The sequence below is a fragment of the Stieleria tagensis genome, assembly GCF_024129865.1.
Taxonomy (GTDB): Bacteria; Planctomycetota; Planctomycetia; order Pirellulales; family Pirellulaceae; genus Stieleria; species Stieleria tagensis.
The window spans coordinates 41475-63338 of the sequence record NZ_JAMYFE010000122.1; the positions used below are offsets into that span (position 1 = coordinate 41475).

Annotated in this window: 17 protein-coding genes; 10 read left to right on the forward strand and 7 right to left on the reverse strand. The window is 58.3% G+C overall.

Features of this window, described 5'->3' with window-relative positions; translation table 11 throughout:
• Both NHH03_RS24955 and rrtA read left to right on the forward strand, forming a co-directional pair.
• Nucleotides 1-2298 carry a VIT domain-containing protein gene (locus NHH03_RS24955; RefSeq protein WP_253160902.1) on the forward strand — a complete coding sequence of 766 codons (2298 nt, stop codon included), beginning with the start codon at nucleotides 1-3 and terminating at the stop codon, nucleotides 2296-2298.
• On the forward strand, nucleotides 2295-2948 hold the full coding sequence (gene rrtA / locus NHH03_RS24960) for a rhombosortase (protein ID WP_253160904.1): 654 nt from the start codon (nucleotides 2295-2297) through the stop codon (nucleotides 2946-2948). The genes NHH03_RS24955 and rrtA overlap by 4 nt, the downstream gene beginning before the upstream one ends.
• 3 nt (nucleotides 2949-2951) lie before the next feature.
• On the opposite strand, the gene lipA is transcribed toward rrtA, so the two are convergent.
• On the reverse strand, nucleotides 2952-3869 hold the full coding sequence (lipA, locus tag NHH03_RS24965) for a lipoyl synthase (protein ID WP_253160906.1): 918 nt from the start codon (nucleotides 3867-3869) through the stop codon (nucleotides 2952-2954).
• 91 nt (nucleotides 3870-3960) lie between these two features.
• Here lipA and smpB point away from each other — a divergent pair, with 91 nt between their 5' ends.
• The 8 genes from smpB (at nucleotide 3961) to NHH03_RS25005 (ending at nucleotide 13402) form a co-directional block, all read left to right on the forward strand.
• Nucleotides 3961-4542: an SsrA-binding protein SmpB gene (gene smpB, locus NHH03_RS24970; RefSeq protein ID WP_253160907.1), complete on the forward strand. Its 582-nt coding sequence runs from the start codon at nucleotides 3961-3963 to the stop codon at nucleotides 4540-4542.
• A 108-nt stretch (nucleotides 4543-4650) separates the two neighbouring features.
• Entirely contained in the window at nucleotides 4651-5361 is a 711-nt protein-coding gene (locus NHH03_RS24975; RefSeq protein WP_253160909.1) for an ABC transporter ATP-binding protein, read from the forward strand.
• Nucleotides 5362-5411: 50 nt separating this feature from the next.
• On the forward strand, nucleotides 5412-6776 hold the full coding sequence (locus NHH03_RS24980) for an ABC transporter permease (protein WP_253160911.1): 1365 nt from the start codon (nucleotides 5412-5414) through the stop codon (nucleotides 6774-6776).
• Between the two features lie 51 nt (nucleotides 6777-6827).
• Nucleotides 6828-8162, forward strand: coding sequence for a TCR/Tet family MFS transporter (locus NHH03_RS24985; protein WP_253160913.1), 1335 nt, complete (start codon nucleotides 6828-6830; stop codon nucleotides 8160-8162).
• Between the two features lie 355 nt (nucleotides 8163-8517).
• Complete coding sequence (locus tag NHH03_RS24990) at nucleotides 8518-9147, forward strand: sigma-70 family RNA polymerase sigma factor (RefSeq protein ID WP_253160915.1); 630 nt, start codon at nucleotides 8518-8520, stop codon at nucleotides 9145-9147.
• The gene (locus NHH03_RS24995) at nucleotides 9141-11885 is read left to right on the forward strand and encodes a serine/threonine-protein kinase (RefSeq protein ID WP_253160917.1); all 2745 of its coding nucleotides are present in this window, start codon (nucleotides 9141-9143) and stop codon (nucleotides 11883-11885) included. Before NHH03_RS24990 ends, NHH03_RS24995 begins: the two co-directional genes overlap by 7 nt.
• Before the next feature lie 15 nt (nucleotides 11886-11900).
• Nucleotides 11901-12986: a hypothetical protein gene (locus NHH03_RS25000; protein WP_253160919.1), complete on the forward strand. Its 1086-nt coding sequence runs from the start codon at nucleotides 11901-11903 to the stop codon at nucleotides 12984-12986.
• Complete coding sequence (locus tag NHH03_RS25005) at nucleotides 12980-13402, forward strand: PDZ domain-containing protein (RefSeq protein ID WP_253160921.1); 423 nt, start codon at nucleotides 12980-12982, stop codon at nucleotides 13400-13402. Before NHH03_RS25000 ends, NHH03_RS25005 begins: the two co-directional genes overlap by 7 nt.
• 200 nt (nucleotides 13403-13602) lie before the next feature.
• Here the strand turns inward: NHH03_RS25005 and NHH03_RS25010 are convergent, their stop codons facing one another.
• The 6 genes from NHH03_RS25010 to NHH03_RS25035 form a co-directional block, all read right to left on the reverse strand.
• Nucleotides 13603-15486, reverse strand: coding sequence for a hypothetical protein (locus NHH03_RS25010; protein ID WP_253160923.1), 1884 nt, complete (start codon nucleotides 15484-15486; stop codon nucleotides 13603-13605).
• Between the two features lie 137 nt (nucleotides 15487-15623).
• On the reverse strand, nucleotides 15624-16265 hold the full coding sequence (locus NHH03_RS25015) for a hypothetical protein (protein ID WP_253160925.1): 642 nt from the start codon (nucleotides 16263-16265) through the stop codon (nucleotides 15624-15626).
• A 58-nt stretch (nucleotides 16266-16323) separates the two neighbouring features.
• Nucleotides 16324-18012, reverse strand: coding sequence for a DNA-methyltransferase (locus NHH03_RS25020; RefSeq protein ID WP_253160927.1), 1689 nt, complete (start codon nucleotides 18010-18012; stop codon nucleotides 16324-16326).
• Between the two features lie 184 nt (nucleotides 18013-18196).
• Nucleotides 18197-19360: a DNA-processing protein DprA gene (gene dprA / locus NHH03_RS25025; protein WP_253160929.1), complete on the reverse strand. Its 1164-nt coding sequence runs from the start codon at nucleotides 19358-19360 to the stop codon at nucleotides 18197-18199.
• Nucleotides 19361-19434: 74 nt separating this feature from the next.
• A complete protein-coding gene (locus tag NHH03_RS25030; RefSeq protein WP_253160931.1) occupies nucleotides 19435-20028 on the reverse strand; it encodes a phosphatidylglycerophosphatase and protein-tyrosine phosphatase 1 family protein in 594 nt (197 codons plus the stop codon).
• A 246-nt stretch (nucleotides 20029-20274) separates the two neighbouring features.
• Entirely contained in the window at nucleotides 20275-21762 is a 1488-nt protein-coding gene (locus NHH03_RS25035; RefSeq protein ID WP_253160933.1) for a PQQ-binding-like beta-propeller repeat protein, read from the reverse strand.
• Between the last annotated feature and the right edge of the window lie 102 nt (nucleotides 21763-21864).

The following is a 21864-nucleotide window of genomic DNA, read 5'->3' on the forward strand; positions in this document are numbered from 1 at the left end:
ATGTGCACTGCACCTACAGATTCAACGCCTGCGGCGGCGAATCCCTCTCTCTACACGCTGTTTTGCTCGCTGGCGTCCTTGATCTGTTTTGCCACTGCCGGTCAAGCCGGCTACACCGTGCTGTCGGGAGCTCCCGTCACGCAGGGGCAAATGCAGATTGCCGAGGATGATCTGCAGCGATTGAATCCTGCTCAGCCCCCATCGGGTCGCTGCTTCACCCTGAAAGAAACCCGTGTGCAAGCCGACATCTCGGGTGTGTTGGCTCGGGTCCGGGTTTCCCAAACGTTTCAAAATCCGTATTCGGACCGGCTCGAGGCGCAGTACATTTTCCCCTTGCCGGAGGACAGTGCGGTGGACGCGTATTCCTTTCAGATCGGCGAGCGGGTGATCGTCGGTGAAGTCAAACGCAAACAGGAAGCGCGGCGTGAGTACGAACAAGCCAGGGATCAGGGGCGGAAGGCTGCGTTGTTGGAACAGGAACGCGCCAACGTGTTTTCGCAGGGTGTTGCCAACATTCCGCCGCACGGGGAAGTCACCGTGCACATCGAGTATGTGCATCCGTTGGAGATTGACCAGGATCGATACCTGTTTCGGTTCCCAATGGTCGTCGGCCCACGTTATATCCCCGGGCAGTCGGTCGGTCGGCCCAACGTTGGTCGCGGCTGGGCGGATGATACCGACCAAGTGCCGGATGCATCGCGAATCACGCCCCACTTTTTGCCTGAAGGACAGCGAAATGGGAACGATGTCTTTATCTCGTTGAACATCGACGCGGGGATGCCGATCCAAGAGCTGGTCCCGGTGACGCATCAGATGGAGATTCACAATCAGTCGGAAACACAAGCCAGCGTGTCACTGAAGAATCAATCGACGATCGCCGACAAAGACTTTGTGATCGAGTATCGACTCGCAGCCGACGATAGCATGCTTGCATCGCTAGCCCATCGCGAAACAGAGCAATCCGATGGCTATGTGATGTTGGCCCTGCAACCGAAGTGGTCGATCGAACCGACTGAGATCACGCCGCGCGAAGTGGTGCTGGTGTTGGACACCAGCGGGTCAATGAACGGACCGGCGATCAGCCAACTGCGTCTGTTTGCGGATCAGGTATTGGAGAATTTGAATCCTCAGGACGAGTTTCGCATCATTGCATTCAGCAACCAGCCACGTGCCTTTCAGACGCAACCGCTAGCGGTCAACGCTGCCAACGTGCAGGCGGGAAAACAATTTGTCCGCAGTCTACACGCCGGTGGTGGCACCAATCTGTTATCCGCACTGCAATTGGCTTTACCAGTGGTCGATGACGAATCGGCACGCCCGCGTTACCTGGTGCTGATGACCGATGCCCTGGTCGGCAACGATGACTCGATTTTGGGATACCTGCAACAACCACAATTCCAGGACACGCGGGTGTTTCCGATCGCGTTCGGAGCCGCGCCGAATCACTACATCATCGGTCGTGCTGCGGAGTTGGGGCGAGGGTTTGCGATGCAAGTGACCAACCAAGACAACGCGCCGGCGATTGCCAAACGATTCAACGAGCAAACCAACAGCCCCTACATGACCGATTTGCAAATCGACTGGGGCGGCCTGGTTATCAACGACCAAATCCCGTCAAAGCTTCCCGATCTGTATGCCGGCAAGCCCTTGTTGGTGCTCGGACGCTACGACACGGTTGGCTCCGGAACCGTGACACTCAGAGGAAACGTGTTGGAGCAGTCCGTGCAGATGCAATTGGATTTGGAACTGCCCCAGCAGCAGTCCGAGCACGACGCGATCGCCCCGGTTTGGGCGCGTCAACGCATTCGACAAATCTGGAATCGAGACGTTGGAAAACAAACACCGGAGGGTCGCGATGAAATCACCGCGTTGGGACTGACCCACCAACTGATGACTCACTACACCTCGTTTGTCGCAGTCGAAAAAGAACTCGCTGAACCGGCCGTCGGCAAGATGATCACCCAAGACGTCTCGGTGTTGATGCCGGAAGGGATGAGCGAACAGGGTGTGGGCCGTTCGCGAGCGGGCAATCGCACGCATTCGGTTCGATCCACCCCGGCTGGCACACCCACCCAAAGCGATGCCGCATCGGCACCGTCCCAGTTCGATGCGCCGGCACCTGTGTCGGCTCCCGCATCGACTTACCAAGCTCCATCCGGTGGTGGCGGTCGTACAAGCAGTGGTTCGGGTGGTGGAGCGATCGGACCGTTCACCGCGCTGTTCTCGATCGGTGGTCTGGGCGCGGCAGCGATGTCGCGTCGTCGTCGCAAAAACGGCAGGGCAGGGACCGCGCGATGAGTTGCAGCGAAATGATTCAGGCAACATCGGATCAGTCGTTGACGGTCCAGCGTGATGAACTCGCGCGTCTAGCGCGTCGGCTGTGGCAACAAAGTCGTGTGACAGCCATCGTTACCGCGATGGCGTTGGTGGCAGTCGGTTCGCCGACCGTGACGGCTTGGTTGCAACTGGATATCGCGGCGGTCGCCGATGGACAGTGGTGGCGACTGATCACCGGTCACGTCACACACTTTGGCACCGAACATCTGTTCTGGGACCTGTTGATGTTTATTGGTCTGGGGCTGGCCTGTGAACGCCAGCATCCGCGGCATTTTGCGTTGGGGCTGTTGTCGATGTCGCTGGGCGTTTCCGCTGCGGTGATGATTTGGTGCCCCGACGTTTCCCAATACCGTGGACTCAGCGGGATCGACACGGGACTGTTTGTCTGGTTCGTCGTTGACCAGGTCCGCCAAAGCCTTGCTGGACGCGATCGGGCGATGGCGCTGGTGTGGACCGCCGCCGGATCGTTGTTGGTGGGAAAGCTGATCTATGAATGGTTCAGCGGCCAGATCCTGTTCGTCGATGCATCGGCGTTCAAACCGTTGGTGCAGTCACATCTGGCCGGGGCCGCGATGGGCATCGTGTTGTCGTGCGGGGGATGGCGACGCTAGCGGTCACTCGGTTTCGGCCATGTCGCGGGCGTGATAGCTACTGCGGACAAACGGTCCGCTGGCGACCTTTTTGAAGCCCATGCTTTCGGCGATCTCGGCGAGTTCATCGAACTCTTCCGGTGGGACATACCGCACCACCGGCAGATACTTCTCGCCGGGTTGCAGGTATTGACCGAGCGTCAGGAAATCGACGTCGTATTCACGTAGGTCGGCCAGCGCGTCCAGCAGTTCGCCACGCTCTTCGCCCAGCCCCAACATCAATCCACTTTTGGTTTTGACATTGCTGTCATACTCTTTGACCTTGCGCATCATGCCCAGCGTCCACTGGTAGTCGCTTTTGGGCCCACGGACGCGGCGGTACAGTCGCGGGACCGTTTCCATGTTGTGATTGAACACGGTGGGTTGGGCATCAATGACACGCTTGAGCGCGTCTTTGTTGTGCACAAAGTCAGGCGTCAGGACTTCGGTGGTCGCCCCGGTGCGTTCGCGGACGGCAACCACACAGCGATAAAAGTGATCGGCGCCGCCGTCGGGCAGATCGTCGCGGGTGACGCTTGTGATCACGACGTGTTTCAGTCCCAGACGTGCGGCGGCTTCGGCCACGCGATCCGGTTCGTCGGATTCCGGCAATTGCGGAGGCCGACCGCGATGCACGGCACAAAAACCACAGGGCCGCGTGCAAACATTGCCCAAGATCATGAAGGTCGCGGTTTGCTGGCTATAGCACTCCATCCGGTTGGGGCATTTGGCATTCTCGCACACCGTTTCCAATTTCAGCTCGTCCAACAGACCGGCGGTCATGTGGTTGGAGTTGCTTTTGGGAATCGGCCGCTTGAGCCACTTGGGCAGCCGGCCGCTACCGCTGAGAGCGGTGCCGGCGGGGATTTCAGGGTCTGCGACGACGGGTAAGCGAAATGCCATGGAGCAGGAACGGGTGCTAAAGCGCGAACTAGATGAACCATTTAGAGTCAGACATTGTAGTGACTCTGTCTATACAGCAAGTAGGAAAGGATTGCCGCAGCCGACCGGGGTGAGCTTCTCCCGCGTAGGCCGGCATGCCTTGCCAGGATACAATCCTCCCACCATGGCGAAGAAAAAAACAAAAAAGAATGACGCTGCGGCGAAGAAGAAGCCCGACGCGGGCTTTGTGATCGTCTCAGAGAACCGTAAAGCACGGCATCGATACGAGATTCTCGATTCCATTGAGTGTGGAATGATGCTAATGGGCAGCGAGGTCAAGTCGATGCGAGAGGGCAAATTGTCGCTCGATGAAGCCCACATCCGCGAAAAAAATCACGAACTGTGGCTGATCGGCGCCGATATCTCGCACTACAACAACGCCGGGATGTGGAACCATGACCCGCGGCGGCCACGAAAACTGTTGCTGCATGCGCGTGAATACAGCAGTTTTGCCGGCAAGGCCCACGAGCGGGGGCTGACGTTGATCCCGCTGCGGGTTTATTTCAACGACCGTGGGTTGGCCAAATGTGTGATGGGCTTGGTTCGCGGCAAGAAAATGCACGACAAGCGTGAAACGATGAAGAAGCGTGACACCGACCGCGGCCTCGCACGCGCCATGCGAGGCCGTTCTTGATGCATATAAGTGGCCTCTGCGAGGCCACTTGCGCCGGTTGACTGCAACGACGATCAGGACGACCGGGCGCTCACAGAACCCCGGCTACAGAAACTCCATCCACTCCCAATGACCGTGACTGAAACTCCGACAGCCACCCCTGCGGCCGTGCTTCAAATCACCGATGTGATCAAGACCTTTGATCAACCCGGCGGTGGCAAGTTGACGGTGCTCGACGTCCCCCAGCTCACCATCGCTGAGGGTGAACCATTGGCATTGGTCGGTCAAAGTGGTGGTGGTAAAACCACGCTGCTACATTTGATCGCCGGATTGCTGACACCGGATTCGGGCAGTATTCGTGTCGCCGGGGTGGAGCTGACAAGACTTTCTGAACAGGGCCGCGATCGTTGCCGTGCCGCCTCGATCGGCTATGTCTTTCAAACCTTCAATCTGTTGCCTGCGTTTTCGGCGATCGAAAACGTGCAGCTGGGGATGGTGTTTGGCAATCGGCCGGTCGATGAAACCCGAGCCTTGGAGTTGTTGGGCAAAGTCGGCTTGGCGGATCGAGCCCACTATCGCCCGAGCCAATTGTCGGTCGGCCAGCAGCAACGCGTCGCCATCGCCCGCGCCTTGGCGGGGCGGCCAAAATTGTTGTTGGCGGATGAACCGACGGCAAACGTGGATCCAGCGAGTGCCGATTCGGTGCTGGATCTGATCATCGGTTCCTGCCGTGACGAAGACATCGCGCTGTTGATGGTGACTCACTCGATGGACGTGACCAAGCGTTTTGAGCGGGTGGAGCAGTTGGAACTGATTAACCGTGCGTTCCAAACGGTCTGACAACGTGCGGACTTTCCTGATCGAAGCTTGACTCGAATTAGATTTCTAATATGTGGCTGTTGCGAATCGCTTGGCGAAACTTTTGTTACCGTTCCCTATCAAGCATCCTGACGACGATTTCGTTGGCGTTGGGGGTGGCTTTGGTGGTGATGGTGTTAGCCGTCACGGGGATCGTCAGCGAAGCGTTTTCGCGCAATGCCCAAGTCGGTTACAACTTGGTCGTCGGCCCCAAAGGCAGCGCGCTGCAGTTGACGCTCAACAGCGTCTACTATTTGAGCCAGCCGATCGAAAACCTGCCGTACACCGAGTACATGGAATTCTTTGACGCCGACGCCCGAGCCGAAATGGTACGTCGCTATGGCGGCGACCCGGCACTGGGAGAGCGGACCGGCAAGTACGCCGCCTATGTCGTCGGCGGCTATGCGATACCACTGGCGCTGGGCGATTACTTGGGTGAATTTCGGGTGGTCGGGACCACACCGGCGTTCTTTGAAAAACTACGGCACGGTCCGACGCTGGAAGAACCATTTGCCTTTCGCGACGGCCGAGCGCTGAAGTCCCATACGCCCGGGCATGGCTATTACGAAGCCGTGCTGGGGTGGCGCGTCGCCGACCAGTTGGGGTATTCCGTCGGTGACCAATTCAGTTCCACGCACGGCAACCCGGACGGCAAGGGGCACGGCAAAAAATTCAATGTCGTGGGGATTCTGGCGCCGACCGGTACACCCAACGACCGCGCGGCGTTTGTCAATTTGGAAGGGTTTTACCTGCAGGAAAACCATGCCAAACCGCTGACCGGGGAGGAGACGATTGAGCCGCCAACCGAGGCGCCTGAGGATGCCGACGGGAACCTGCCGTTGACGATTCCCGAGCGCGAGGTCACATCGATTTTGGTCCGCAATGGGAATCCGATGTTTGCCCCCGGTATGCAAAACCAAATCAACGAAAGTTTGCAGGCCCAGGCGGCGGCCCCGGTTGGTGAGATCGCCAAACTGATGGGCGCGATCATCGGCCCCATGCTGACGGCATTGTTGGTGATCACATTGATCACTTGTGTGGTCGCCGCGGTGGGTGTTTTAGTGGCGATTTACAACTCAATGAACGATCGCCGCCGAGATATTGCCGTGATGCGCGCCTTGGGGGCTCGCCGGGAGACGGTGACAGGGGTTATTTTGCTGGAAAGTTTGCTGATCGCGGTGATCGGTGCGGTGGCCGGATGGTTTCTGGCTCACGCATCAATCTGGTTTTTCAGCGGTGAAATCGAGGAGCGAACCGGCGTCCAGGTGGGAATCCTGACGACCAGTTCGTACGAAGGTCTGATTTTCCCGCTGGTGTTGATCCTGGCTCTGTTGGCCGGTTTCTTGCCCGCGTGGAGCGCCTATCGGACCGACGTGGGATCCAATCTGTCGGCTTAGTGAAAGCCGCCCGGGAGAATCCGCCTGTGAACCATTTAATGATCGAAGTACATGAACCAGTCTGAGCCGAATGATTCGTCCGGCAACGAAAACGATCAGCCCACCGGCGGACCCACCCCCACCTCAATCAATGATGCCTCGAATCTTGGACGACCCGCAGGTCGCCAGCCGGGGATCCTGTTCATCTGGATCACGCTGTTCATCGACATCCTGGGGATAGGCATCGTGATTCCGGTGTTGCCGGGGTTGGTCGAAGAATTGTCGGGGTTGCCGGCGTCGGGGACCGCGTTTTACTACGGCGTGATCGTTGCGTCTTATGCGACGATGCAATTCCTGTTCGCGCCGATCTTGGGTGGTCTGTCCGATCGATTCGGCCGCCGTCCGATTCTGCTGTGCTCGCTGTTCGGACTGGGCGTGGATTTTGTGATCCAAGGTCTGGCCAGTAGCCTGTTGATGCTATTCATTGCACGCCTGATCTCGGGCATCTTTGGTGCCAGTTTGACCACCGGAAACGCTTACATCGCTGACATTTCGACCGATGACACACGCGCCCGAAACTTTGGGTTGGTCGGCGCCGCATTCGGACTGGGGTTTATTTTTGGACCGCCGTTGGGTGGTTTATTGAGTGCAACGTTTTCGCTGCGGGTTCCGTTTTTTGTCACCGCCGGATTGGCGCTGGTCAATTGGTTGTATGGCTACTTCATTCTGCCGGAATCGCTGCCGCCGGAAAAACGACGCCCGTTTTCGCTGAAGAATGCCAACCCATTCAGTTCTGTGACACGACTGCGACGCTACCCACTGGTCGCCGGATTGGCCGTCGTGTTTTTGTTGAAAGCGTTTGCGCAGCGTGGACTGGAAAACGTGTTCGTCCTGTTTTCAGAATTCAAGTTCGGATGGAATCATCAAACCGTGGGCTTGTTTCTGGGTTGGGTGGGCGTGACCGCGGTGATCGTGCAGGGCGGGATGGTGCGACCGATCGTCAAACGGTTCGGTGAGCGCCGCGTGTTGTTAATCAGCGCCTTGATTTCAGCGGCTTCCTTTATCGGCTATTCCATGGCCAGCCATGCATGGATGTTGCCGGTGATTGCCGTCGTCGGCGCTCTCGGTGGCCTTGCCGGTCCGGCAATTCAAAGCCTGGTGACCAAGACGGTTGATGAAACCGAGCAAGGCGAAGTCCAAGGGGCACTGACGTCCTTGCAAGGGCTAACCAGCATCGCCGCGCCGTTGGTCTTTACCAGTGGTCTGTTCGGATACTTCACCAGTGAACAGGCCCCCTTCATCTTCCCCGGCGCACCTTTCCTGCTGGGCGGGATTTTGATTTTTATCTCGTTCTTGGTGGCACTGGTTGTGTTTCGCACGTACCCCGAAAGCAAACCTTCGAACTGAACAGGCACGGGCACACGGTCACCGGTTGCGCTAGCGACGACTAGACGCAAGGTCATCCAAGTACCACCTGATCGCCCGCACAGGGTTTCCGGGTGGACCGGACGTTCTCTATCGTGTTGCGGCTGGTTGGGCGGACGTGAACCCAGGATTGGCTGGCAACCACTTCCTTCTATTCCACGCTAGCAAACAACCGATTCGGTGTGGTTCTCGTTTGGGAGGGGCGCGGGGAATTGGTACTGTGTCGCTTTGGCCTTGAATCCGTTTGGAAATTCCCAATTGCTGGGTGCTGGGGAAATTCTAAGATTTAGCGTGACAGTTCTGCTGTGTCTTGGCCGTGCGTAATAGGGAGCGATCCGTGACGAATTGTGTTGGACTCCAGGAGCGAGGTGATCTGCTGCGCCGCGCCGTCGCCGGCGACCGGGAAAGTCTGGATCGGCTGCTTGAGAGCTATTCCGGATACCTGCACGTCCTTTCGCGTGGGCAACTGGACAAACGGATTCAACAGCGCGTCGACCCGTCGGACATTGTTCAGGAAACGCTACTTGAGGCCCACCGCGACATCGCGAGCTTCCGGGGCGCGGAACTGCACGAATTCACCGGTTGGCTCCGCCAGGTCTTGGTTCACAACATCGCAAATGCCGTAGGAACTCATATGTTGGCCGCGAAACGCAGCGTCCGGCGGGAACAGATTCTTGGCAGCCTGTCGGCTTCCATCGATCAATCGCATCAACGCCTCTCAGCGTTGACCGCGGGTCATCGTTCACCGGCGTCGGAGGCGGACCACCAAGAAACACTTTCAGAATTAGCATCCGCACTCGAACAGCTGCCGGCTAACTATCGGACCGTGATCGTGTTCCGGCATTTAGAGGGACTCGATTTTGCTGAAATCGCATCTCGTATGGCTCGCTCTTCCGGGGCTGTGAGGATGCTTTGGCTGCGAGCGATCGAGCAACTTCGTTTGGCCATGGAGAAACAATCTTGTTAACGCAGTACCCCATCGAACGCTCTGAAGAGATGATCGCCGAACTGCTCGACGAGTATGCCACTTGCCTGGAGGCCGGTGATCAAGCCGCTGCATCACACATCTTAAACCAACACCCTGAATTGGTTGAAAGATGGGGCGATCATCTGCGAATGTTGCAGACGCTCTGTCGCGCCAGCGATAGCGCCGAAAAAATTCTGGGTCAAAACTCGGAAATGCAAGCCAGCGGATCGGTATTAGGCGACTACCGTCTGAATCGCGAAATCGGGCGTGGCGGAATGGGGATCGTCTACGATGCGACCCAGCTTTCGCTGCGCCGCAATGTAGCCTTGAAAGTGCTTCCCTTTGCCGCGGTCCTGGACAAGCAGCAAGTCGCTCGGTTTCGTAATGAGGCTCAGGCGGCCGCCTCCTTGCACCATCCAAACATCGTCCCGGTTTATGCGGTCGGTTGCGAGCGCGGCGTTCACTATTACAGCATGCAGTTGATCGATGGCCAGACGCTGGAACAAGTCGTTCAAAATCCAGAGTGGGTTGCTGCGGCAAAGTTTCGCCAGGCAGACCGAGACGATACCACGCTTGAGATGCCAGTTCCTTCGCAGCCGGAAGCTTCGGCAACACAGACCAATGCGCTCGGTCGAACAACGCGAACGGGTTGCTCCCCCGACAGCAGCACCGTTCGGTCGATTCGTGGCCAGGACTACGTCCAAAGCACCGTCCGTTCCATTATCCATATCGCTTCGGCATTGGATTTTGCTCACCAGCAAGGTGTGGTCCATCGAGACATCAAGCCATCGAACTTGTTGATCGACTCCGCTGGCAAAGTCTGGGTAGCCGATTTCGGACTTGCCCGAGCGCGCGGACTGGCAAACTTAACTGCCGAAGGCAAAGTGATGGGGACGGCTCGCTACATGAGCCCCGAACAGATTGCGGGTAAACCCCAAGAGGTGGATCATCGAACCGACATCTATTCCCTGGGAATCACGCTGTATGAATTGCTGACCCTTCAACCGGCCTTCCAAAATGCCAGTCGTGAAGCGATGTTCGCCGCCATCGAAAGCGTTGAACCTGTGCTACCACGACGCCTGAATCCATCGATTGCGATCGATCTGGAAACGATCGTGCTGAAAGCGATTGCGAAACGCAAAGAAGATCGGTACGCGACGGCTGGCGAATTTGCCGATGACCTGCGTCGGTACCTGGATGGCGAACCGACACTCGCCCGACGTCCTACGCCGGTACAGCGTGTTGTAAAGTGGGCAGCACGTCGTCAGCGGTTGGTCGCTTCGGTCTTCTTCGTCCTGCTGTTGGCCGTCGCCGGGCTGACCACTGCCACCTGGATGATTTCCCGGCAGAGCAAACTAAAGGATCAAGCGAACGCGGAATCACGACTGCACCTCGATCAAGCTCATGCGTTGGTGGATCGGTTCGGCGGGTTGATGTCGACTCGGCTCGCTCGCGTGCCGGGTGGCGAACAATTGCGCCACGAATTGCTAAGAGAGGCGGAGCGTTACTACCGCGATTTCTTGAAACACGCCCAACACAATCCATCGCTCGCCACGGATCTGGCGAAGATCCAGTACCGGCTGGCCGCAACCTATGCCCAAATGGGCGACAGCGAACAAGCCGAGCGGAAATACCGCGAGGCGTTGGACCGATACGAACGGCTTCGCAGTTCATCCACTTGGAACGATACTCATGCCGCGGATATGGCATTGTGTCTTCACAACCTGGCCGCGTTGCAAAGGGAACACGGGCGGTATTCCGACGCCATCTTGCACTATCAGCGGGCCGTGCAATTGCAACAGCCGCTCGTGGGCAAAAAATCCAGCGAGCTGCGTTATTTGCAGGAGTGGGCAATGACGCAAAACAATCTCGCCCTCTTGTTCTGGGAAAGTGGTGATTCTGCAAAATCGATGGCATGCCTACAGGAAACCAGATCCCGTCTGCAAGCCGCGTTTCAGGATTCACCGGAAAGCACCGAACTGCAGTGTTTGCTGATCGAATGCCGCAATTCGTTGGTCGCAACTTTAATGGAACACGACGCCGCCGAAGCAGAGTCGCTGTTGCGAAAGAATCTGTCGGAATTGAAAATTCTACTCACCATGCAGCCCACCGCGGATTCGCAGGATGAACTTGGCGGATCGTTGACCAAAGAGCAAACCCTGGAATGCCAGTTGGCCGTCACGCAAAACAACTTGGCCAACTTGCTCAGCCATGACGGCAGACAAGACGAAGCGATCCAAGTCCTTCAACAAACAATCCCCTTGTTGCAGAAAGCCTGTGCAACCGACCCAATGGATTTTTCGTTGAAGATGCAGCTCGCAATGGCACACAACAACCTGGGCCAAGCTGTCTGGTCGGCGGCGACGGGCAACGATCCGTCGAAACGAGATGCTGCGCTCGATTCGTTTAAGACCGCCGAGGCACTGCTGCGACTTGAATTCGATGGTGATGATCACCGCCATCAATTGTTAAGCCAGCTGGCAGCGGTGCTACACAATCTTGGCACCGTGTCTGAGCAACAGGGCGCACAGCTTCCGGCGCTGGAGCATCTGACCGAAGCCCTGGAGATTCAGGCTCAAGCGGTCAAGCAGGCTCCGTTCAACCAGGGGTATCGGATCCAGTTGGAAAAACATCGCGAACGATTGGATCGAATGTTGAGTCAATTGAGAACGGCTCGGGCATCTCAGCGGTCAACCGTCGCGGTGACGAACACCGCAACGGCTGCTGATGAGAATTAGAAAGGAGTGGACCAAATGCTGCATCACACGAAGACACTTCAACGCCACATTGCTGCCCAAAATATCCGCGCCATCCTTGGCGTGGAACGTTTGGAATCGCGCAACTTGCTGGCAGGGCTGATCAATGTCGGTGACACCATCATCGAGACCGATCAGAATTTGGGATCATTGGTCCCAGAGTCTGGCGAAGTCTGTCACGACGTCGGCTCTGCAGTCGCCGGTCGACCGGTGGAAACCGAGCACCCGCCCGTTGATGGTGATCCGGTCTACCCGCTCGACGGCGACCAAGAGGATGGCGGATGTCTGGAGACCGAGCTGGAGACAAGCGAGGCTGACGGTGACCCGTCGCAGCCGCTGCAAAGTGGAGCGGATGACGATCGACCGGAACCTGCGATGTCGACTAAGTCCGCCGGTTCGTTGATCGCTCCGCTGGCCCTCCCATTGAATCAGAGTTATTTGGATGCACCACAGGCTCGCCCGTTGCTGCTGTCGACAACCAATGCGTTGGAAACCGACGCATCCTCGTTTCACTACTTTTCGATAGGCAAGGTTGCTGTTCCGGAAGAACAACCGAGTTTGGACAATGAACCCCTGGTCCACGATGCCGTACGAGAGACCTTCTTCGCGAATTCATTGCTAACGCCATCCGAACGCGAGCAGTCGACGGTTTTCCCCGCAGATGCAACAAGGACGGTCGTCCCATCAATGACTGCCGGTCAGACGATGCGGAATCGGCCTGAGAACAGCCAGGGCGGGAATGCAATTGCAGCATTGCAACCGGAGGAACGGGAGGTCGCTGTGGCAGTTGCATTGGCGGAAGCGATGCTGCGCAGCGTTGATCAGGTGATTGGATCGCATGACGAGGCAGCCATCGATGCGGCGCTTGTGCAGGTAGTAGACGAAGCGAACGATGCTGCGATCGCCTTGAATCCACCACGCACCAATGCGGATGAACCTCGCACCCCATTCGTCCTTGATGGCTGGCAGATCGGACTGTTCAGCCTGATTTCCATGATGGTATCCACTCGAACGTTTTCGATTCGACACACCGGTTCTGATCTGATCAACCACACTCGCTCCAGGGGAGAGAACCAATGTTAAAGCGTCGTTACCTGTTGGCGGCGTTGTACGCGTTTGCTGCGCTGGTTTGCGTTGCTCCGCAGGCGTCAGCGGAGCAACCGGATGTCAAAGCACATTTCGAAGAAGGTTTCGTCGAGCCAAAGAATCGTCGCCAGCAGCAGTGGGGCGGTTGGTATTTGGGCGTCTACGGGAGTTACACCTCAACCGGTCTTTACCTGACAGAGGTTTACCGCGGGACCGCTGCCGCGAGAGCCGGGTTAGAAGTCGGCGACCGAATCATTTCCGTCAACGGTCGCCAAATCAGTTTGCTCTATCCACTGAACCTGGCACTGCAGTCAACCATCAATGGCCGCGTCATTCTGTTGGTCCAAGATCGCCGAACCCAACGATTGATCAACCTTCCCGTCCGGCTCACCCGCAGTCGCATCCACACCTGACGCTTTTGACTGTGGTCGCCCTCGCAATCTTTCGCATGGACATTCGAGAGCGACGTCAGGTTGGGCGCGTGTGGCACGCTTGTCCGTCACGATCAACAGGGCAAAAGTCGTGGATCGCTCCGGCGATCCTGTGTTGTGCCATGATCGAGAAACAAAATTTGCTCCAGGCGGGATGCTGGTTTCAAAGTGGGACCGGGACGTTAGAAACTGCTGACGCCCAGGGTCAGCCAGCCGTCTTGGGCGTCGAAGTACGTGGGCTGGAAGGTGCGACCGCGAAGGCCGTCTGATTTGACGGTCGCGGGAACGGTCCACGGTTGGTCCATCAGCACTGCGGGGAAGGCGTCTGCCAAATTTTGCTTGATCGAACTTCGCAGCCCCGTTTGCGCGATGCTCAACCGTTTTGTGCCAGGGAAATTGACTTCGGCTTCGCCGATCCGTTCGAGGACGATTTTGCCCGATGCCGTTTTGGTTGGCTGGTAGGCCGCGGCGATTTCGAGTGGTCGGCGCAGTTCACGACTACCCTGGGTGAAGCGGATGCCACGGATGCCGATTCGCAGTTGGCCGTCACGGGCTTCGAAGATAATCGGGCGACTGCGATCGAATTCGATCTCAAATGGTTCTTTGGATTCTTGATCGGACGGGTCGGCGTCGGCCGGCGGGTCACGTCGTTCCAGACCAGCACTTTCGGCCAGCGACTTGAGCTCGGCTTCGGTCATTTCGCGACCGGCGAAAAGTGCGCCCAGCGTGTTGTTGATCGCCGATTCGTGCAACTGCACAGTGGCTTCGTTGGCCATCGCGATTGCCGGTGGAGGCGCTGGGGCGGCCAACTGGCTGCCTTTGCGAAGCGTGGCGTTGAAGAAGATGGATTCCGAGGTGGATCCGATCAGACGCTGCGGTTCGGGAAAGTTCAGTCGGTTGAGGTAGGTACGAGCCTGGCCCAGGACATCGGTCGACGGTTGCGCCGTCGTTCCCTCGGTTTCTTCGGCAAACGCAGTGGAGAGTTTGTTAATGAATTTGCGGTGTGAAATCTTGTCGGCCAGCGGTTTCTGCTGCGCCGCACGTTTTCTGGCGATTTTGCGAACCAACCGCAGGCGGTGTTCGATCGCATCGATTCGCGTGTCGAGAGCTCCCGAAGCGGCGACCGGTTCAAATTCCAATCCAGATTCATCGATCGTGGCCACACGCGTCGCATAGGCTTGGCCGACGCCACTGGTGCGCAGTCTTACCGGACCGTTGTATCCCATGTTGTTGCTGACGATGTTTCCTTGCAGTGCGATTTGCACGCGCACGCTGCCGACCGAGGGAAGCAATGTTGCGGTGACGTTGCCGGTCAGCAGTGCGTCGCCGATGATACGGGTTCCAAGAATGCAATCGTTTACCGGCGAACATTTACGGACGCTGCGATTGATCCCACGTTGCACCAGTGAGTCGTCAATCGTCAGATGCAGGTTGGGCGATGAAAACAAACTTTGGGATTGATCGAGCAGTGGAACCTGTTGCCCGGTTCGTTCCAACAAGTCCAAGACCACTTGTAGCATCGCAATTTCATCGGGCGTGGGCACAAAGTCGTCTTCTGCCCATTTCTGTGCGCTGCGCTGGAGTTGTCTGGCCAGCAAATCGGTCGTCCGCTCTTTGCGGTAAAAACGCAGGCTGTTGCTGAACGCTTCGGATTCGCTGCGCAGCTTGCGGACCGCGGGAACCTCCAGCCCGGGGTGCAGCCCGGTGGCTTGTTGTGAAATCCGGATCGTGTCGGTCGCCAACACGGCTTCGCTGGCACCCGATTCCAATCCGTTTAAGACCGGGTCGATTTCCAAATAGTTCAACCAGGCCTGGGCGTTCTGGTCAGTGGCGGTACGGCCGAGGTGTTGTCGCAAGCCATCGACAGCGGCCAAAAAGTTTTGTTTGGCGGTGTCGACGTCGGCGATTTTGCTCGGGTCGAGTTGTTCGGCCGATTGCTCGGCAGCAGCGGCGATTTGCGCGATCGAAGCGGGCGGAAACTCAGCTCGTAGTGACTGCCAGGGAAGTGTACAGACGATGCCGAGTGCCAAGCTGACGGTCTGAATCGAGGTGCGGCAAACTTGCATTGTGTTTCCGAAAGACGGTGAATCATTGACCCCATGCGGAGCGGTGCTGCTGCGAAGATAGTGAAAACGCGCAGAATTTGCAGGTGCTATCGCCTCGGATCGTCGGAAAATCCGTCGCACGACCCGAATGGGAATCGCTAGGAGGGGTGAATCGAATTGGCGAGTGCTGCAATCGGGCCGGACTGGTAGTCGGGCTGGTCGGTTCGGGCACCGATTTCGTACAGCTGGATCAATAGCTCGCGTTCCCCACACAGACACTTGCCGACATGCATCCGCTGCGGCCAAGCCGGGCTTTTACGCGGCGAGGCCCAGGTGATCGTGACGGCGTCGTACAGGATCGTCTGCACCTGGATGCGAAAATCGCTGGACGGCCCGAAATCGATCATGGCGCTGTCAGCGTCCGCGGGGGACTCCCCCGCGGGGGATTTGATTTGGATTGAATCGCCAAAGTCGCTCGGTTGCGGCGGCCAGTTCTGTTTCTCTGGGTCGAAGGCCTGGATTCTGCCCACGATCCGATCGTTTCGATTGATGAACGCGACGATCGCATCGGCCTCGCTCGCCTGTGGCATTCGCACCGAAAAGTAATCGTATCCCTGGGCGGGTTCCAGTTTCATTCCGATCGTCGGCAATTCGAGGCGTTGTTTGGCCAAGCGATCGATCTGGGGGCTGGTCCACGACCCGAATGCATGGCCGGGGGCATCGGTGTGCCGCGTGAGTCCGCGATGGGAATGTGATCCGAACCAACTGGCGCCCATGATCACCGCAATGGCGATCATCATTCCGCGAGTCACGACCAAGGGATTCTGTGGGGTGGAATCGAACGTCATGGACGAGGCACTAGAACAACGAAGTTGCGACCGGCTGATGCATGAAATGCGCATTCAGCCAGGGTTTGAGACGGGTGACCAGCAAACAACGATACACCAGCGCGTCGTTGGCGTCATCAATCGGCCAAATTTGAACTTCGGTCGGCGTGAATCGTTCCCAGCCCGGGCTGGATTGAATTTGTCGCAGCCGATCGATGATGTCATCGGATTGGCCGACATACAGCACCGATTCTTGATCGCTGATGGCATAGACGCCGGCTTGGGCGTCACCGGGGTCGTCCGCCAGCAGCGTGTCAATCGAGTGTGCCGGTGGTGTCGCATCGTCCAGGAAACCCGCCAGACGTTTTTTGACCTTCTGGGTGATCTTGCCATCGGTAACCATCCGTCGCAAATGCCAGATTGCGGCGCGATAGTCGATCGCCGAGTGGTCACCGCCGAACAGTTCTGCAACGGTATCAAATTCGGCGGCGGTATCGGGCGTGCACAAGATTGCTTCCAGGTCCAGTCCATAATCGACCGACAGCAGTTGGAAAGCGATTTCGGCGGCAGCGCTGACCGGTTCGATCTTGGCGAGTGAGAGTTTTTTGGATTTGGCTTCGCCCTGTAGTTTTCCACTGCGTGAAAGTTCCAACAGGAATTCGTTCCAGGTCCGCGCATCGCCGGTTAATTTTGCGTCTTTGCAATGACGCACGAAGATGGCGTTGCGAATCGGATCGAACAGCAACGATTCGGCGCTGTGTTTGGTCGCGGCATCGGCAAAGGCTTGCTGCACGACCGGTTCATTCTTGTCGGTCAATTCGATCACCGGTCGGCCGTCACGAAACTTCGTCCGCCGTTTGCCTTTGGATGTGGCCGGTGCGCTTTTAATCGGATCGGCCGGACCGTCCAGCGGGTCGCCAACGGCACAGGACGCCAATCGATCTTTGATCCGCGTCACATAGTCCTCTGACAATTCAATGCCCATGAATCGCCGGCCGAGTTTTTTTGCCACCACCAGTGTCGTGCCGCTGCCGCCGAAGGGGTCCAGTACCAGTTCGCCGGGATTGCTCGAAACACGGATGATCCGACCGAGCAACTGTTCCGGCATCTGGCAACCATGAAAGCCTTCGCGCTCTTTGAAAGTGCCGGCGACCCGCGAGAAGAACCAGGTGTCGTGCGAGGGACTGAACCCCATCGGCGGCGCGTCTTGGGGCCGCAGGATCCAGGTGTTGTCGGGCAAGCGGCCTTTGGTGTTGGCCCGCGCGTCGGCATAGACCAGTTGCCGCGCCGATGGCACACGCACCGCGGGGTTGTCGCCGTTGAACGTGAACTGTTCAGGGTCTTTGACAAAGTGAAACAGGTGCGTGTGCGAACGGCTGAATCCGCGCACGCAGTTGACGCCAAACGTGTAGTACCAAATCACCCAAGAACGTGATTGGAATCCGATTTCTTGCGACAGCAATTTCAATTCAGCCGCGTACTCATCGCCGATCGCCAACCAGAACGAGCCATCGGGTTTGAGCGCCTGGTAGACGCCGGAGATCCAACCGCGACAAAAATCCAAATAGGCTTCGTGGGTCTGTTGATCGTCGTAGACGTCGTAGGAGTAGCCGATGTTGAAGGGCGGATCGGCAAACACCAGATCGACACTGGCCGGTTCCATCTCGGCGAGTTTTGTGATGCAGTCGCCTTGGTGGATTTGGTTGGGGGAAAGCGTCACGAGTTTCGATTCAGTCAACGATTAAAGGAGTGAAACAGTGTTTACTGCGCAAACGATGGTTGCCCGGCACAGTCTACGCGGTGGGGCCGACCGGCGCTAGGTGCCCCCCGACCGGCATTGAGGATCGTCTAAACCCTGGCGGGACCAGCTACTTGAAAGACCGCCCGTTGATGTTCCGGCGAGCTTAGATGCGTGAGACGTACTGACCGCTTAGCCGGCGGATCAATCTTCGCATCTCCAATACGCTGATGGTCGCCATCACCTGGTGGGCCGGCAACCCGCTGCTGCGAATCACGGCGTCGATCAAGGTGGCGGTGGGTTCGATTGCTGCCAGCACCATGCGTTCGACTTCATTCAATTTTAGTTCCGCCGGGTTGCGGACTTCGTGACCGTCATCGGTGGTCACGCTGCGAGACATCGGCCCCAGGGCTTCCAGGACATCGTCGACCGTTTGCACCAACGTGGCGCCTTCGCGGATCAATTGGTTGGTGCCGCGGGAGGCTCGACTGGTGACCGGGCCTGGCAGGGCCAGCACTTCGCGACCGAGTTCGCCGGCCTGCCTGGCGGTGATCAGAGATCCGCTGCGATCGGGGGCTTCGATCACCAACGTGGCCAGTGAAAGTGCGGCAATGATACGATTTCGCTGTGGGAACATGCCGCCGCGCGGTTTGGCGTGCGGCGCGTACTCGCTGATCACGGCGCCGTCGGCGGCCACCGCAGCAGCCAATTCGGTGTGTTCGGCGGGATAGATTTGACCAAGTCCGCCGCCCAAGACAGCGATTGTGCGCCCCCCGGCAGACAGCGCGCCGTTGTGAGCGGCTGCGTCGATGCCACGCGCCAAACCACTGACAATGGTGACACCAGCCTTGGCTAAACCGAATGCCAGACGGTCTGCTTGGCGGGTGCCATAGGCGGTGGCGTGACGAGTGCCGACGATTGCGACCGCGATCCCGTCGGCGATCGTGAACTGGCCTTTGGCGAACAGGATTGGCGGCGCGTCGTACAGGTCTTCCACCGCCTGGGGATAGGACGGCGACCCTTTGACGACCACCTGGCACCCATGGTCACGACACCACTGCAAAATGGCGTCGGTGTCGACAAAATGTGTGGCTGTCCGCAGTGTGTGAATCAGTTTGGGGCCGACCCCGGAAACAGTTGCCAGTTGCGATTCGGATGCCCCGAGCACCGCCGATGCGTGGCCGAACTGGTCTGTCAGCGCGGTCAACGTTCGCGGGCCCAAACCGGGCAGCATCGACAGTCGTAGCGTCGCCAGGGATTCGTCGTCCAGCTGACATGCCGCCGTTGCGGGCGCAGGTGTGTGCGCCGTGGTTGATTCGGATCCGTCCATGGCGACGACCGTTCGGGTTCAAGACAGGCATTCAAATGGATGCCCGCCATGGTATCCGATCCCAATCGCCCCGTTCAAGCTTCGGGGGGGATGCCAACGCCTAATGGTTCTTCGATCGCCGGGAAATAACCCGATTCGGCTTCCGCTGTTTTCAATGCCGCGATGAATTGTTGCACCACCGGACGCGTGGTCAGGTGCGGGTTGATGTGGGGGCGAGCGGCCAGCAGGTGTTGCTGTGCTTGTTTGGCCGTCATGTCGCGATACTTGATCAGCCAACACAGGGCGACGGTCGCGCTGCGGGCGCGGCCGGCTTTACAGTGGATATAAACAGTGTCGTTTTGCAGTGAATACTTTTCGACAAACTCCACCGCCGCTTCGACATCCGCCAATTGCGGGTGCGTGAAATCGGTCGTCGGGATATGCAGTTGCTCGATGCCGTGCTGGTCGTACTCGCGTTGCGGTCCCTGGTATTCTTCGCAGGTATTCACGACCGCGCGAACGCCTTCCCCGCGCAGCGACGCCACGTCCCGGGAAAACGGATAGGCCCCCACGATCACATGGTCGTCGATCCGGTTCCACCATTGACGACGGCGCAGCACCCGGGCAAGGAGAAAGTTCCAGGTGAGTGTCGGCCAGAAAACGGTGCGTGCGTAGAGTCGGGAAAACAAAGCGTTGTGGTGAACGAAAGAGGTGTGGGGTAAAGAATGCCTGTCAGTATCTTACCGCGTCAAACACCAAACGTTCATCGTAACTTGATCGGATTTGGAGCTTTTGGCGCCAGCCTGGCTGCTTGCGGTTCACGCCGACAGATGTTCAGTCTCGCGAGCCCGCGGTTGGGGGCCGGTACCATTACAGGCGATTTTTCCACACCCCCTCCGCAGGCCGAATCAGTCGTTGCCGTTTGGCCGCTGCGGCTACGGTCTTGCGATGCAGTACAAACGTGTGCCGCTGCGTAGGAACAGACGCCCTCCGCTGACGGCGGGCGAGGCGGGGAATCCGGTCTCGTCGGTCAGTTTGTTCGTGTGCAGCACTTCCATTTCTGGTGTGGCGGCAACGACATGGAACTCGCCGCCCGGGGCGGTGACGATCAGATTTCCGTCGACTAGCACCGGGGTGGCGTATTCCGCGTTGGCGCGACCGCCGCCGCGTCCGCCGCGATCACCACCGCGATCTCCGCGGTCACCGCCCCGATCTCCGCGGTCACCGCCCCGATCTCCGCCGCGTCCGCCACGCTCACCGCCGTCTGCCGAACGGCTTTGCCCAAGCCGCTGTTGTTTGACTCGCTCGCCCGTGGTGGCGTCGTAGCAGGACAGCACGCCGCCGGAAAACACGTACAGATGGCCTTGGTGGGCGACAGGTGTGGCAAACCGGCCCGGGATGTTGGCATCCCATGCCACGTGAGAATCGTTGACATCGCCTTTGCCGCCGGCTTTGACCGCGACGGCATCGCCGTTGCGACCGCCGACCGCAACCACGATGTCATCGATCACGATCGGACTGGCCGAAGCCGTCGAATCGGTGGTGCCACGTGAATACCAACGCAGTTTGCCGGTCTCGGGGTTCAGCCCCCAAACTTCACCGGGGACCATGACCACCAGATCGGTTCGGCCGTCGACATCGACGGTATTGGGCGTGCTCCAGGTGCCCTGTAAATCAGGCGCTTCGGTCTTCCAGACCTGTTTGCCGGTCGCGGCATCAAAGCCGAACATCGATTCGCTTTCCTCGGCCGCGGTCACGATCACCAGCGTCTGCTGGTCGCCCTGGTAGACGATGGGACTGGACGCCGATCCCCATCGCTGCGGTCCGCTGCCGGTGCCCACGCTCTGTCGCCACAGTTCGTTGCCGTCCAGGTCGTAGGCGATGACCCCGGTTTTGCCAAAGAAGGCGAACACGTGTTTGCCGTCGCTGACCGGGGTGTGGCTGGCGTAGCCGTGGGCGGTGACCCCTGGTGGTCGGTAGGGGTCTTCCGGTTGAACGGCGTCGACCGTTGTGCTCCACAATTGGTTGCCGCTATCGGCATCAAAACAGGTCAGATGGCGTTTCAGATCCGTGATCTGTTCGTCTTCGCCGCCCATCCCATAGCCTGAATAGGATGTCACAAAGACTTTGTTGCCGACGACAATCGGGCTGGAAACGCCGCTGCCGGGCAGCTCGGATTTCCATTTGACGTTTTCGCTGTCGCTCCACTCGGTGGGGATTGCGGTCGAATCAGCGCTGATCGAACTTCCGGCGGGCCCCAAAAAGCGGGTCCAATCGTCGGCCTGGGCCGTGGGCGAACCGAAAAACGGACTGCAGAGGGGCCCGGAGGAAAGTCCGGCGGTCATCCCGGCGGCCAATACAGCGATTGACAGCAATTTCTGACGCGGGCTGGAATCAGTGGGGGGGCGATACAGCGTTGCCATCTCGAGCGAGCTCCGATTTTCATCTAGAAAAGAGGATTGGGCGACCCCGTTGATTGGGGCGCCGAAATGAACAGGATGGTGGGCTAAGATGCCACCTGTCGC

Coding starts and splice junctions, on each gene's coding strand:
- NHH03_RS24955 (WP_253160902.1), top strand. CDS start 1: ATGTGCACTGCACCTACAGATTCAACGCCTGCGGCGGCGAATCCCTCT.
- rrtA (WP_253160904.1), top strand. CDS start 2,295: ATGAGTTGCAGCGAAATGATTCAGGCAACATCGGATCAGTCGTTGACG.
- lipA (WP_253160906.1), bottom strand. CDS start 3,869: ATGGCATTTCGCTTACCCGTCGTCGCAGACCCTGAAATCCCCGCCGGC.
- NHH03_RS24975 (WP_253160909.1), top strand. CDS start 4,651: ATGACCGTGACTGAAACTCCGACAGCCACCCCTGCGGCCGTGCTTCAA.
- NHH03_RS24980 (WP_253160911.1), top strand. CDS start 5,412: ATGTGGCTGTTGCGAATCGCTTGGCGAAACTTTTGTTACCGTTCCCTA.
- NHH03_RS24985 (WP_253160913.1), top strand. CDS start 6,828: ATGAACCAGTCTGAGCCGAATGATTCGTCCGGCAACGAAAACGATCAG.
- NHH03_RS25000 (WP_253160919.1), top strand. CDS start 11,901: ATGCTGCATCACACGAAGACACTTCAACGCCACATTGCTGCCCAAAAT.
- NHH03_RS25005 (WP_253160921.1), top strand. CDS start 12,980: ATGTTAAAGCGTCGTTACCTGTTGGCGGCGTTGTACGCGTTTGCTGCG.
- NHH03_RS25010 (WP_253160923.1), bottom strand. CDS start 15,486: ATGCAAGTTTGCCGCACCTCGATTCAGACCGTCAGCTTGGCACTCGGC.
- NHH03_RS25015 (WP_253160925.1), bottom strand. CDS start 16,265: ATGATGATCGCCATTGCGGTGATCATGGGCGCCAGTTGGTTCGGATCA.
- dprA (WP_253160929.1), bottom strand. CDS start 19,360: ATGGACGGATCCGAATCAACCACGGCGCACACACCTGCGCCCGCAACG.
- NHH03_RS25035 (WP_253160933.1), bottom strand. CDS start 21,762: ATGGCAACGCTGTATCGCCCCCCCACTGATTCCAGCCCGCGTCAGAAA.